The sequence below is a fragment of the Pseudomonas baltica genome, from assembly GCF_014235765.1.
In the GTDB taxonomy this organism is placed as follows: Bacteria; Pseudomonadota; Gammaproteobacteria; order Pseudomonadales; family Pseudomonadaceae; genus Aquipseudomonas; species Aquipseudomonas baltica.
Window position 1 is genome coordinate 1,570,782 of record NZ_JACMYH010000001.1, and the last position, 14,026, is coordinate 1,584,807.

At 63.3% G+C, this 14,026-nt stretch carries 9 protein-coding genes; 4 read left to right on the forward strand and 5 right to left on the reverse strand.

Annotated features, from left to right (window positions below; translation table 11 throughout):
* Positions 1-85 precede the first annotated feature (85 nt).
* Positions 86-1,276, reverse strand: a complete 1,191-nt coding sequence (locus tag H7993_RS06965; RefSeq protein WP_185794197.1) for a sugar transporter — start codon at positions 1,274-1,276, stop codon at positions 86-88.
* Positions 1,276-2,142 (reverse strand): carboxylate/amino acid/amine transporter, encoded by an 867-nt coding sequence (locus H7993_RS06970; protein ID WP_185793894.1) that lies wholly within the window; start codon positions 2,140-2,142, stop codon positions 1,276-1,278. The genes H7993_RS06965 and H7993_RS06970 overlap by 1 nt, the downstream gene beginning before the upstream one ends.
* Positions 2,143-2,354: 212 nt before the next feature.
* Between H7993_RS06970 and H7993_RS06975 the strand changes: the two genes are divergently transcribed.
* From H7993_RS06975 to H7993_RS06985, 3 genes are all read left to right on the forward strand, one after another.
* The gene (locus H7993_RS06975) at positions 2,355-3,296 is read left to right on the forward strand and encodes a LysR family transcriptional regulator (protein ID WP_122479229.1); all 942 of its coding nucleotides are present in this window, start codon (positions 2,355-2,357) and stop codon (positions 3,294-3,296) included.
* A gap of 154 nt (positions 3,297-3,450) precedes the next feature.
* Positions 3,451-4,014: a peptidylprolyl isomerase gene (locus H7993_RS06980; RefSeq protein WP_122479230.1), complete on the forward strand. Its 564-nt coding sequence runs from the start codon at positions 3,451-3,453 to the stop codon at positions 4,012-4,014.
* Between the two features lie 61 nt (positions 4,015-4,075).
* Positions 4,076-5,905: an ABC transporter ATP-binding protein gene (locus tag H7993_RS06985; RefSeq protein ID WP_122479715.1), complete on the forward strand. Its 1,830-nt coding sequence runs from the start codon at positions 4,076-4,078 to the stop codon at positions 5,903-5,905.
* 179 nt (positions 5,906-6,084) lie between these two features.
* Here the strand turns inward: H7993_RS06985 and H7993_RS06990 are convergent, their stop codons facing one another.
* Positions 6,085-7,209, reverse strand: a complete 1,125-nt coding sequence (locus tag H7993_RS06990; protein WP_185793895.1) for a GNAT family N-acetyltransferase — start codon at positions 7,207-7,209, stop codon at positions 6,085-6,087.
* Between the two features lie 278 nt (positions 7,210-7,487).
* Between H7993_RS06990 and H7993_RS06995 the strand changes: the two genes are divergently transcribed.
* Positions 7,488-8,771: a putative porin gene (locus H7993_RS06995; RefSeq protein WP_122479232.1), complete on the forward strand. Its 1,284-nt coding sequence runs from the start codon at positions 7,488-7,490 to the stop codon at positions 8,769-8,771.
* Between the two features lie 82 nt (positions 8,772-8,853).
* Here the strand turns inward: H7993_RS06995 and H7993_RS07000 are convergent, their stop codons facing one another.
* Positions 8,854-9,975, reverse strand: coding sequence for a beta-ketoacyl-ACP synthase III (locus tag H7993_RS07000; protein ID WP_185793896.1), 1,122 nt, complete (start codon positions 9,973-9,975; stop codon positions 8,854-8,856).
* Positions 9,976-10,051: 76 nt separating this feature from the next.
* A complete protein-coding gene (gene hrpA, locus H7993_RS07005; RefSeq protein WP_185793897.1) occupies positions 10,052-13,963 on the reverse strand; it encodes an ATP-dependent RNA helicase HrpA in 3,912 nt (1,303 codons plus the stop codon).
* Between the last annotated feature and the right edge of the window lie 63 nt (positions 13,964-14,026).

Genomic DNA, 14,026 nt, shown 5'->3' on the forward strand with positions numbered 1-14,026 from the left:
CTCAACGCGTTACCCCAGAAACACCGCATTCCCCTGTAGCAGCGGCGCAAGCCGCGTCCGGGATCGGCGAGGTGTTGCAGACCGGTCAACCCGAGGCGGGTGCCGAATGACCACGCCGATACGTCGTGTGCCAGCACAGCAGCAAGCCCGCCCCCGCCATCAGCGCGCCGACGCCGCCAATGTTCGCTACCCCCAGCTGGGTGATCACCACACTGCCCAGCAGCGCCCCACCGCCAATGCCGACATTATAGATGCCCGAATGCAGCGCCATGGCCACGTCCGTGGCATCCGGCGCCAGCTCGAGCACCTTGGACTGCATCGCCAGGCTGAAGCACATGATCGATATGCCCCAGACCACGCTCACCACACTCAGGTAGGTGGCGTGGCGCGCCAGCGGCAACAGCAGCATCAGGCACAGGCCCAGCAGGGCGATCGACACCACCATGAAGCTACGCGGATAACGGCCGCTGTAGCGGCTGAATACCAGGGAGCCGATCACCCCCGCGCCGCCGAACAGCAGCAGCAGGGTCGTGGTCATCTCCCCGCTCATGCGTGCCGCCGCCTGCACGAACGGTTCGATGTAGCTGTAGGCCGTGTACTGCGCAGTGATCACCAGCGCCGTGGTCACGTACAGCGCGACCAGCACCGGGCGCTTGAGCAACATGGGCAGGCTGCGCAGCGAACCGGAGTTCTGACTCGGCAGCGCCGGCAGGCTTTTCGCCAGCCACAGCCCCACCGCCGTCGCCACCACACCGATTCCGACGAACGTGGTGCGCCATCCCAGCGCCTCGCCCACCACCCGCCCCAGCGGTACGCCCAGCACCATGGCCAGGCACGTCCCGGTGGCCAACAACCCCAACGCCTGGGTGTGCTTGCCCGGTGGCGCCAGCCGCACCGCCAGCGATGCCGTGATCGACCAGAACAGGGCGTGGGCAAAGGCGATACCGATGCGACTGGCCAGCAACACTGCGTAGCTCCAGGCGACACTGGACACCACATGGCTGACCACGAACAGCATGAACACCCCGATCAGCAACCGGCGACGTTCGACGTTGCGCGTCAGCAACATGATCGGCAACGACATCAGCGACACCACCCAGGCATACACCGTCAACATCAGCCCTACTTGCGCCGTTGGCATGGCGAAGCTCTGACCGATGGACGTCAGCAGCCCGACCGGCGCGAACTCCGTGGTATTGAAGATGAACGCCGCCAGTGCCAGCGCGATGACGCTGGACCAGTTGCGTGTGGACGTTTCTGTGGATCCTGTTTTCATCATGCTTGCACCTTGCTGTCACGCACGCCCAGACGGCTCAACCACACCGAGAAAAGGATCACACCGCCACCCAGGAACAGCCGTCCCAGTGGTTCGTCCTGGTTCCAGATCAGCAGGTTGAGCAGCAGACCGACCGGTACGTGGAGGTTGTTCATCACCGCCAGCGTCGCCCCCGGCACAAGGCTTGCGCCCTTGTTCCACCAATACATGCCGAGCGCCGTCGACACCAGCCCGAGAAACGCCAGCACGCCCCATTGCAAGGGCGCCTGCGGCAGGTGGTCGGGGTTGCCGAACAGCAGGAATGCCGGAAGCACCACCAGCAAGGCGCCGACATAGAAATAGCCGAAGCGACGGTATTGCGGCTGATCGCTGGGGTGGCGCGCGAGCAGATGCTTGTACAGCACCTGACCGGCAGCATAGGTGAAGTTGGCCACCTGCAACAGCAGGAAACCGATGAAGAAGTCCGGGCTGACGCGGTCGAAGCGGATCACGGCGGCACCTGCCACCGCAACCAGGGCCGCTACCAGCGCCCAACGGTTGAAACGGCGATTCAGCGCATCCTCGATCAAGGTCACGTGCACCGGCGTCAGAATGGTGAACAGCAGCACTTCCGGCACGCTCAGCACGCGAAAACTGAGGTACAGGCACACGTAGGTAATGCCGAACTGCAGCGCGCCGATCAGCAGCATGGCGCGCACAAAGCGCGGTTCGACCTGGCGCCAGCGGGTCAGCGGCAGGAACACCAGCCCGGCGAGCAGGACCCGCGCGAGGACGGCAAAATAGCTGTCGACATGACCGGCGAGGTATTCGCCGATCAGGCTGAAAGAGAAGGCCTGGATGAGGGTGACGATCAGAAGGTATTGCATGGTGCGCCCCGAATTTGCGAGGCGCGGACCTTAGCGCATCTGGGGCAGGTCAGGCCAGTGAAGCCAGCGTGGGATCGATGGAAGACCCCAGGATACCTGCCACGACCCATCAAATAAGTTGTCTTGTCCGATCATTCCTCTACCCTGTGGCGCATCGAGACGGATCGCTGCACCCTCGGGCGGGCGGTGCGCACAAGACACAGGAGTCGAAGATGAAAGCGCCGCGCGTCACCCTTGATCAATGGCGAACCCTGCAGGCCGTGGTCGACCATGGCGGCTTCGCCCAGGCAGCCGAAGCCCTGCACCGCTCGCAGTCTTCGATCAGCTACACCGTGGCCCGCATGCAGGACCAGCTCGGGGTACCGCTGCTGCGCATCGACGGGCGCAAGGCGGTGCTCACCGACGCCGGGGGCGTGCTGCTGCGCCGCTCCCGGCAACTGGTCAAGCAGGCCAGCCAGCTGGAAGACCTTGCGCACCACATGGAACAGGGCTGGGAAGCCGAAGTCCGCCTGGTGGTCGACGCGGCCTACCCCAACGCACGGCTGATTCGTGCCCTGACCGCGTTCATGCCGCAGAGCCGCGGCTGCCGAGTGCGGCTGCGCGAGGAAGTGCTGTCGGGGGTCGAGGAAGTGCTGCAGGAAGGCGTCGCCGACCTGGCGATCAGCAGCTATAGCATTCCGGGCTACCTGGGCGCCGAAATGAGCGCCATCGAATTCATTGCCGTCGCGCACCCCGAACACGCCCTGCTGGCCATGGGCCGGGCGCTGAGCGTGCAGGACCTGCACGGCCACATGCAGGTGGTGATCCGTGACTCGGGCCGCCAGCAACCGCGCGACGTCGGCTGGCTGGGCGCAGAGCAGCGCTGGACCGTCGGCAGCCTGGCCACCGCCGCCAGCTTCGTCGGCAGTGGCCTGGGCTTCGCCTGGTTGCCCCGGCACATGATCGAACGCGAGCTGCGCGAAGGCACCCTCGCCGCCTTGCCTCTGGAACAGGGCGGCAGTCGGCACCCCACGTTCTATCTGTATTCGAACAAGGACAAGCCGCTGGGTCCGGCCACGCAGATTCTCGTCGAACTGCTGCGCACTTTCGATACCGCCCCGCTGGACGTGCCGATCCTGGCGCTGGAGCAGGTGGTGCTGGATCAGGGCGCCTGACCCCCTCGTTCTGCGAACATTCGGTAACATTGATTTTGCCCCTGCGGCTCGCCGTGGCCGTCCTTTGGCGGCACGCTTGCCACACATTGCCCCGAACGCTTGCGCCGCTTTTGGCTCAAAGCATTTGCCTCCCCTTTTCAAGGACTTCATACCCATGCTGAAAAAAATCCTTCTGGCCGCCTGTTCCCTGTCCCTGGCGGGCCACCTGATGGCCGCCGACGCCCAACACCCTCACGTGTTGCTCGACACCAGCATGGGCCCGATCGAAGTCGAGCTGGACGCAGCCAAGGCACCGATCAGCACCGCCAACTTCCTTGCCTACGTCGACAAGGGCCACTACAACAACACCGTGTTCCACCGCGTGATTCCGGGTTTCATGGTCCAGGCTGGCGGCTTCACCGCAGACATGCGTGAGAAGGCAACCCAGGGTCCGATCAAGAACGAAGCCGACAACGGTTTGCACAACGTCCGGGGAACCCTCGCGATGGCTCGCACTCAAGTAAAGGACTCGGCCACCAGCCAGTTCTTCATCAACCAGAAGGACAACGACTTCCTCGACCATGGTGGCCGTGATTTTGGTTATGCAGTCTTCGGCAAGGTGGTCAAGGGCATGGAAGTGGTCGACCAGATCGCCAACGTGCCGACCACGACCTCACGCGGCATGCAGAACGTGCCCAGTGATCCGGTGATGATCAAGTCGGCGAAACGCGTGGACTGATCCGCACGCCACGTCGGCCCCGGCCAGGACCGTCAACCCGCACAGGAGAGCACGCTTGAGCATTTATCGCCGCTTCGAACAATGGATCGATATCTTCCGCGAAGCGCCTACGGAAACGCCCCCCAACAAAGTCCTGGCCTTCTACATCTACTACCTCAAGCAGGTGTGGCCCAGCTTCGCCACCCTGTTGGTGGTGGGCTTGATCGGTGCATTGATCGAAGTCGCACTGTTCCGCTACCTCAGTCGCATCATCGACATGGCCCAAGGCACGCCCAACGTGCACTTCTTCAGCGACAACGCGCTGGAGCTGACCTGGATGGTGGTGGTGGCGCTGGTGTTCAGGCCTATCTTCATCGGCCTGCATGATCTGCTGGTACACCAGGCGATCAGTCCCGGCATGACCAGCCTGATTCGCTGGCAGAACCACAACTATGTGCTCAAGCAGAGCATGAATTTCTTCCACAGCGACTTCGCCGGGCGCATTGCCCAACGCATCATGCAGACCGGCAACTCGTTGCGCGATTCGGCGGTCGCCGCAGTCGACGCCCTGTGGCACGTACTGATCTACGCGATCAGCGCCCTGGTGCTGTTCGCCGAGGCCGACTGGCGGCTGATGATCCCGCTGATCTTGTGGATCGTCGCCTATGTGATCGCGCTTTATTACTTCGTTCCAAGGGTCAAGGAACGCTCGGTAGTGTCTTCGGACGCGCGCTCGAAACTGATGGGCCGCATCGTCGACGGTTACTCCAACATTGCCACGCTCAAGCTGTTCGCCCATACCAGCATGGAGCAGCAGTACGCGCGTGATGCGATCAGCGAGCAGACCGAGAAAACCCAACTGGCAAGCCGCGTGATCACCGCCATGGACTTCGCCATCACCACCATAAACGGCCTGTTGATCGTCGCCACCACGGGGTTGGCGCTGTGGCTGTGGACGCAGTCGCTCATCTCGGTGGGCGCGATTGCCCTGGCCACCGGCCTGGTGATCCGTATCGTCAACATGTCCGGTTGGATCATGTGGGTGGTCAACGGTATCTTCGAAAACATCGGCATGGTGCAGGATGGCCTGCAGACCATCGCCCAGCCCGTCAGCGTGACCGACAAGAAGGGGGCTCCACGGCTCAAGGTCGACCGCGGCAACGTGCGCTTCGAAGACGTGCACTTCCATTACCCCAAGGGCGACAGCATCATCGAGGGTCTGACCCTGGATATCCGTCCGGGTGAAAAGATCGGCCTGATCGGCCCCTCAGGAGCGGGCAAATCCACATTGGTCAACCTGCTGCTGCGGCTGTACGACCTGCCCAGCGGCCGCATCCTGATCGACGGCCAGGACATTGCCGAGGTGACCCAGGAGAGCCTGCGTGAACAGATCGGCCTGATCACCCAGGACACCTCGCTGCTGCACCGCTCGATCCTCGACAACCTGCGTTATGGCAAGCCCAATGCTACCGAGGAGCAGGTCTGGGAAGCGGTACGCAAAGCCCGCGCCGATGACTTCCTGCCGCTGCTGTCCGACAGCGAAGGCCGCCGTGGTTTCGACGCCCATGTGGGTGAACGCGGCGTGAAGCTCTCCGGCGGCCAGCGCCAGCGCATCTCGATCGCCCGTGTCCTGCTGAAGAATGCGCCGATCCTGATCATGGACGAAGCGACTTCGGCGCTCGATTCCGAAGTCGAAGCAGCGATTCAGGAAAGCCTGGAAACCTTGATGAAAGGCAAGACCGTGATTGCAATTGCTCACCGCCTGTCCACCATCGCCAAGATGGATCGCCTGGTCGTGCTGCAGAAAGGCAAGGTGGTCGAAATCGGCAGCCATACCGAGCTACTGGCGCAGCGCGGTCTGTACGCAAGGCTGTGGCATCACCAGACCGGTGGCTTCGTAGGCATGGACTAAAATCCCCCCGTGGGAGCGGGCTCTGCCCGCGAAGGCAGCACTGCGGTCTACCCGACAGACCTCAGTGCGCCCTTCGCGGCCACGGACCGCTCCTACACCGGACCGCGCCCACCCCCTGTAGGAGCGGTCCGTGGCCGCGAAAGACTTGCCGCGAGACATCCGACATACCTGGGAAGTGCTCAGGCCTGCCGATACGGCAAGGCTTCCCGCGCCCGATCGGCGTAGTCCAGCACCCCTGCCCGCTCGGCCTGCAGAAAATTCTCCACCGCATCGCGTAGCCCTGGGTGGCGCAGGTAGTGCCATGAGCGGGTGATCACCGGCTCGAACCCGCGAATCAACTTGTGCTCGCCCTGCGCCCCGGCATCGAATCGCTCGATGCCGTGGGCGATTGCATAGTCCATGCCTTGATAGAAACAGGTTTCGAAGTGCAGCCGGTCATACTCGGCCAGGCAGCCCCAATAACGGCCGTAGAAACTGCCCCCACCCACCAGGCTGAAAGCCATGGCCACCGGCCGCCGCTCGTGAGTCGCCAGCACCAGGCGAATCGCCTCGGGCATGCGTTCGGCCAACAGGCTGAAGAAATCACGGGTCAGGTAAGGCGAGCGCCCGCGTACCTGGTACGTATTGGCATAGCATGCATAAACGAAATCCCATTCGGCTTCGCTCACCTGGCTGCCTTCGCGCCATTCGAACTCGATGCCCTGGGCTCGCACCTGCTCCCGCTCCTTGCGCATCTGCTTGCGCTTGCGCGAGCTCAGTGCGTCGAGAAAATCATCGAAGTCCCGATAGCCTCTGTTGTGCCAGTGATACTGGCAACCCAACCGCTCCATCCAGCCCTGCTCGGCCCTCAACAGTTCATCAAGGGCGGGGTCGGTGAAATTGACGTGGGCACCACTGAGCCCTTCCATCTCCAGATAGCCTGGCACACAGCGCAGCAGCTCGACCCCGTCCCTAGGGAGACGCGCAAGCAGTCGCGGACCACTCACCGGACTGAAGGGCACCGCGCCAAGCAGCTTGGGGTAATAGTCGATACCGGCGCGCTCGCAGGCATCGGCCCAGCCGTGATCGAACACGTACTCCCCGTAGGAATGCCACTTGCGGTAGCTGGGCAACGCCGCCACCAGCCGCCCTTCTTCGATCTGCACCAGGTGCTCGGGCGCCCAGCCCGAGCGCTCGCCCAGGCTGCCGCTGTCCTCCAGCGCGCTGAGAAAAGCATGCCGCAGGAACGGCTGCGGTTCGGGCAGCAGCGCGTCCCACTGCGCGGCGTCGATGGCGGACAAGCTGGCAGCTACATGCAGCGGCATCGGTAGGGCTCCAATTGACGGGACGTGCCGCCCAGTATCGCGCAGGCTCTCGTCGCGGTCACCCGCGAATACGGTGCCATCACTCGGCAAAGGCTCTGGCTCAAGCTATTCAGTCATTTCAGTGTCATCGCCAAGCCATTGTTCTGACATTATTTTGTCATCACCCCTCGCAATACTTGCGCCAGTTTTCCGGGGTCAGCCACGCCGTCTGCCAGGCGCGTCCGGAAGTACTTTCAGGCTCGGCGCTTGCCGGCCTTTTTTGCGATAGGGAGAATGTCATGCGTCGTGTTTCAACACTCACCAAGGTCAGCCTGAGCGCCACCGTCCTCATGGCCATCAGCACCCAGGCCAGTGCCGCAGTCGATGCCAAGCTGCTCGACATGCTGCGCGCCAACGGCTCGATCAACGCTGCGCAATACGCCGAATTGAAGACTGAGCTCGACGGTGAGAAACAGGCCCAGCAAGTGGCCGCCGCCGAACAATCGAAGAAGATGAGCGCGTTCGACCAGAAAGTCGCCTGGGCCGCAAAGACACAGATCAAGGGCGACGTACGCCTGCGCCACGAAAGCATCAACGTCGATGGCGAGCGTGATGGTTCCAGCGGCGACCGCAACCAGGACCGCCAGCGCATCCGCGCCCGCATCGGCGTCTACAGTGAAATCAACCCACAGGTCGATGCCGGCATCCGCGTCGCCACCGGCAGCAGCGCCGACGCCCGCTCCACCAACCAGAGCCTGGACGGCGCCTTCAGCAAGAAATCCATCTGGCTCGACCAGGCTTACCTGGACTGGCACCCTACCGCCATCAAGGACCTGCACCTGATCGGCGGCAAGATGGCCCAGCCTTGGGTCAGCATGGGCGACGTGATCTGGGACGGCGACATCAACCCCGAGGGCGTAGCCGCCACCTACAAGCTGCCTCTGGGCGGCGCTGAACTGTTCGGCAGCACGGGCTACTACGTACTGACCGACAACATCGACGGCGAAGGTCGCCAGTTCGAGCACGACCTGCGCATGTACACCGGCCAGGCCGGCGCGCGCTTTGCGCTGGGCGACAACGTCAAGATGACCCTGGGCGGCAGCGTCTATTCCTACGACAATGACAACGCCACCAACGCCGCCGCCGTGCTGGCCGTCAACGGCAACGCCTCCACCGAATTCACCCTGTACGAAGGCTTTGGTCAACTGGACATCACCGGCCTGCCGTTGCCGCTGTCGGTCTATGGTCAGTACGTGGTCAACGGTGATGCCGAAGCCACCGCTCTGGTCGGCAAGCAGGACACTGCCTGGCTGGCCGGCTTCAAGACCAAGTTTGCCGGCTTCGGCCTGGACTACAACTACCGCGACGTGCAGCGCAACGCCGTGGTGGGGGCTTTCACCGACTCCGACTTCGCCAACGGCTTCACCGGCTCACGCGGCCACAAGGTCAAGCTGGGCTACGAAATCGACAAGAACTTCGCCGTGGGTGCCACCTACTTCCTGGCCGAATCCGACGTTGCCAGCCGGACCCGCACCGATGCCGACGTGAACACCCTGCAACTGGACCTGGAAGCCAAGTTCTAACTCCACATCGCCCTACTGAAAAAGGCGCAACGTGCGAGTTCATCGCAGGTTGCGCCTTTTTCATTGGTGTTGCGGCAGTCGATCAGCGCTTGCGCAGAATCACGCTGCCGATGGAGTAGCCTGCGCCGAACGAGCTCAACACCCCGAGCGAGCCTGGCGCCAGATCATCCTGATGGGTGTGCAAGGCAATCACCGATCCCGCCGAACTGGTATTGGCATACCGGTCGAGAATCACCGGCGCCTCGTCGACGCTGGCGTCGCGGCCAAGCAGCTTCTTCACGATCAAGTGATTCATGCTCAGGTTGGCCTGATGCAGCCAGAAGCGCCTGACGCTTTGCACGGCAATGTCGTTCTGCGCCAAATGGGCGCTGATCAGTTCGGCAACCATCGGGCAGACTTCCTTGAACACCTTGCGGCCTTCCTGCACGAACAGCTTGTCGTCGCCTCCTGCCCCCAACGCTTCGGCCCGATTGAGGAACCCGAAGTTGTTGCGGATATTGTTGGAGAACTGCGTCTGCAGACGGGTGCTGACGATGTCGAACTGGTTCGTCGAAGTGGCCAGGTCTGCCCGTTCCACCAATACGGCCGTTGCTGCATCGCCGAAGATGAAGTGGCTGTCGCGGTCGCGGAAATTCAAGTGCCCCGTGCAGATCTCCGGGCTCACCACCAGCACCGCGCGCGCCTGCCCCAACTGCACGCTGTTGCTTGCCTGCTGGATACCGAACGTGGCCGAGGAACAGGCCACGTTCATGTCGAAACCGAAACCCTGGATACCCAGCGCCTGCTGCACTTCGATAGCCACTGCCGGGTAGGGACGCTGCAGGTTGGAACAGGCGAAGATCACCGCGTCGACATCGGCGGCCGTGCGGCCAGCCCGTTGCAAGGCCTGCTCGGCGGCTGCGACCGCCATCTGGCACAGAATCGACTGCTCGTCGTTACCGCGTTCAGGCAGGTGCGGTCTCATCCGCTGCGGATCGAGAATCCCGGCCTTGTCCATGACGAAGCGGCTCTTGATGCCACTGGCCTTCTCGATGAAAGCCGCGCTGGACGGCGCCAGCGCCTGTGCATCGCCACGCTCGATGGCGGCGGCGTTGTCTGCATTGAACGCTTCGACGTAGTGGTTGAAAGACTCGACCAGCTCTTCGTTGGAGATGCTCTGGGCCGGCGTATACAGGCCGGTGCCGCTGATGACGACGTTATGCACGCTCGTTCCTCTATTGTTAGGGGCAACTCATTCACATGGACGCCACGCAGGCCCAGGTCAATCGACCCGGGCAGATTCAGGCGTCCACTGCGCTCCACTGCTTGCTCAAGCGCTTGTCCGATACCGGCACCTTGGTGCCCAACTGCTGCGCGAACAGCGACACTCGATACTCCTCCAGCAGCCAGCGGTAGGCCGCCAGCTGTGGATCACGCTTGCCTTCCTGGCCATGCTTGTTCAGGCGTGCCTGATACTGGCTCCAGAGATTGGACAGCTCACCGCTCCAGACCCGGTCTTTCTGCACCTGGCTGGGCAGCTTCTCCAAGCGTAGCTCGACAGCCCTGAGCAGGCGCGGCATTTCCTTCAACCACGCCGCGGGGGTGTCGCGCACAAAACCGGGATAGACCAGATTGCCCAGTTGCTGCTTGATATCGTTCAACGCCACGGCATGGGTCAGATCGATCTTGCCCTTGAAGCGCTTCTGCAAACCGTGCCACAACTTGAGAATATCCAGGGTCAAGCGCGCCAGACGCTCGGCATGCTCCGTCCAGGCACCGCGCTTGCGCTCGGCCAGCGTTGCCAGTGCCACGCCATCGCGCGGCAGGCTGGCCTCGCCCTCGAGCACGCAGCTGTCGAGGCTGGCCAGCAGAATATCCTCGACCAAGGCTTCGACACGGCCCAGTTCGCGGTACAACAGGCCCAGCTCGGTCTGGCCCGGCAACTTGCCGCGCAGGAACTTGGCAGGCTCGGCCAACTGCTGCAGCAACAGGCGCTGCAGAGCGCGGCGATGCTGGTATTCGGCTTCGGCCGCTGTCGAGAAGCGCCCTTCCTTGACCGTACCACCCTCTTCGACCAATGCGGGATACACCGTCATCGACAGTCCGGCGATGTTCTGCTGGGTAGTCTGCTCGACCTTGGCGAACGCCTTGGCCTGCACCGGTTGCTGGCTCTTGGCCGTGCTCGGCACGGCCAACGCCGCGCTGCTGGCCTCGGCGAAGCGCGCGGTCAGCTCGGCCAGGTCACGCCCTTCACCCAGAAACTTGCCCTGGCCGTCGAGCACTTCGATGTTCATGCGCAGATGGCTGTCGACCTGCTGGGCCGCCTCGGCCCACGCCTCGTCGCTGACGCGCGCGCCGGTCATGCGCAGCAATTCGCCCCCCAGCGCCTGCGGCAGAGAGCCTGCGCCGAACGTCAGGCGTGCGAGCGCTGCGCGAACGAAGTCCGGCACCGGCACGAAGTTCTTGCGCAAGGCCTTGGGCAGGTTGCGCACCAGCGAAATGCATTTGGCTTCCAGCAACCCCGGCACCAGCCACTCCAGACGCTCACCCGGCAAAGCGGGCAGCAGCGGCGCGGGCACGCACAACGTCACGCCATCGCGCGGATGATTGGGCTCGAAGTGGTAGCTCAGCTGCAGGCTCAGGTCGCCCAGCCGCAGGGTGTCCGGGTACTGCGCGGCAGTGACTTCGCTCGCCTCGCGGGCCAGTACGTCCTCTTCGCGCATGATCAGCAGATCGGGTTGTTTCTGACTGTTGACCTTGTACCAGCTGTCGAAGGTCGCGGTCTGGTGAATCTCGGCAGGAAGGCGTGCCTCATAGAAGCCGTAGAGGGTTTCTTCGTCGGCGAGAATGTCGCGGCGCCGAGCCTTGGCCTCCAGCTCGTCGAGTTGCTCGAGCAGCAGGCGATTGGCCGTCAGGCACTTGGCCCGCGACTGGATCTCGCCACGTACCAAGCCTTCGCGGATAAACAGCTCGCGTGACGTCACCGGGTCAATGGGGCCGAAATGCACCGGGCGCCGGCCAACCACGATCATGCCGTAGAGCGTGATCTGCTCGAACGCCACCACTTGGCCGCGCTTCTTCTCCCAGTGCGGTTCGAAATGGTTCTTCTTGATCAGATGTCCGGCCAGCGGTTCGATCCAGTCAGGTTCGATCTTGGCGACCATGCGCGCATACAGCTTGGTCGTCTCGACCAGCTCGGCGGCCATCAGCCACTGAGGCTTCTTGCGCCCCATGCCCGAGGACGGGTGGACCCAGAAGCGACGCTGGCGTGCGCCCAAGTAGTCGCCGTCTTCGGTCTTCTGGCCGATCTGACTGAGCAGGCCGGACAGCACCGCCTTGTGGAACCTGGGATAGTCCGCAGCGTCCTTGTTCACTTCCAGCTGCAGGTCACGGCAGATCAGGCTCAGTTGCCGATGCGCATCGCGCCATTCGCGCAGGCGCAGGTAGTTGAGGAACTGTTTGCGGCACCAGTTGCGCAACGCGCTTGCGCCCAGCTCCTGGCGCTGGGTTTCGAAACCGCGCCACAGATTGACCAGCGCGGCGAAGTCCGAATCGGCATCCTTCCATTGCGCATGCGCCTGGTCGGCAGCCTGCTGGCGCTCGGGCGGACGCTCGCGCGGGTCCTGCACCGAGAGCACGCTGGCAATGATCAAGACTTCCTGCAGGCTGCCCTGGCGCGCGCCCTCGAGCAGCATGCGCCCCAGCCGAGGGTCGATCGGCAACCGGGCCAACTGGCGACCCATGGGCGTGAGCTGGTTCTCGCGGTTGACCGCGGACAACTCCTGCAAAAGATTGAAGCCATCGCTGATGGCCTTGCCATCGGGCGGCTCGATGAACGGGAACTGGTCGATTTCGCCCAGGCGCAGGTGCAGCATCTGCAGAATCACCGCCGCAAGGTTCGTGCGCAGGATTTCCGGATCGGTGAATTCGGGGCGCGAGAGAAAATCCTCTTCGCTGTACAGGCGGATGCAGATGCCCGGTTCGACCCGGCCACAGCGACCCTTGCGCTGGTTGGCGCTGGCCTGGGACACCGCCTCGATCGGCAGGCGCTGGACCTTGGCACGGTAGCTGTAGCGACTGATGCGTGCGGTGCCGCTGTCGATCACGTAGCGAATGCCTGGCACGGTCAGCGACGTTTCCGCCACGTTGGTGGCCAAAACCACACGGCGCCCGGGATGGGACTGAAAGATGCGCTGCTGCTCGGCCGGCGACAGGCGCGCGTACAGCGGCAAAATTTCCGTGTGCCGCAGCTGCGCCTTGCGCAGCATGTCGGCGGCATCGCGAATCTCGCGCTCGCCGGGCAGAAACACCAGCACGTCGCCCGGCGTCTTGCGCTCGCTGCGCTCGAAGGCGGCGATTTCGTCGAGCGTCGCCAGGATCGCCTGGTCGACGGTCAGGTCGTTCTCGATCTGATTGCCTTCCTCGTCCTGCTCGGCAGTGAGCGGCCGATACCAAGTGTCCACCGGGAAGGTCCGCCCGGACACCTCGATGATCGGCGCGTCGTCGAAGTGCTCGGAGAAACGCTGCAGATCGATGGTGGCCGAGGTGATGATGACCTTGAGGTCGGGCCGCCGTGGCAGCAGGGTCTTCAGGTAGCCCAGCAGAAAATCGATGTTGAGGCTGCGTTCGTGCGCTTCGTCGACGATGATGGTGTCGTAGCGTTCGAGGAAGCGGTCGTGCTGGGTCTCGGCCAGCAGGATGCCATCAGTCATCAGCTTGACCAGGGTATTGGCATCGCTCTGGTCTTCGAAGCGCACCTGATAGCCAACCAACCCGCCCAACGGCGTGGCCAATTCCTCGGCGACCCGACTGGCCACGCTGCGCGCGGCGATCCGGCGCGGTTGGGTATGAGCGATCAGACCATGCTGGCCGCGGCCCATTTCCAGGCAGATCTTGGGCAACTGGGTGGTCTTGCCCGAGCCGGTTTCACCGGCAATGATCAGCACCTGGTGCTCGGCGAGGATTTTCTTGATCTCGTCGCGCTTGGCGGCAATCGGCAGGCTGTCGTCGTAGCGCACGCTTGGCACGCTGAGCCGACGCGCCTGGACGCGGGCGAACGAAGCCTGGACTTTCTCGACCCACTGGCCAAGCTTCGCCTCGTCAGGACGCTTGCGCAGTTCGTGCAACTGTCTGCGCAGGCGGTGACGGTCGCCGATCATGGCCTGGTCGAGGTTTTTCAGAAGCTGGTCAATCGAAACGGTTTGGTCGGTCATCAGGTACGCAGAGGTCTTGGTGGGGTACGTCGAAGGTTACACCCCGCGATTGTCGCAGATTTG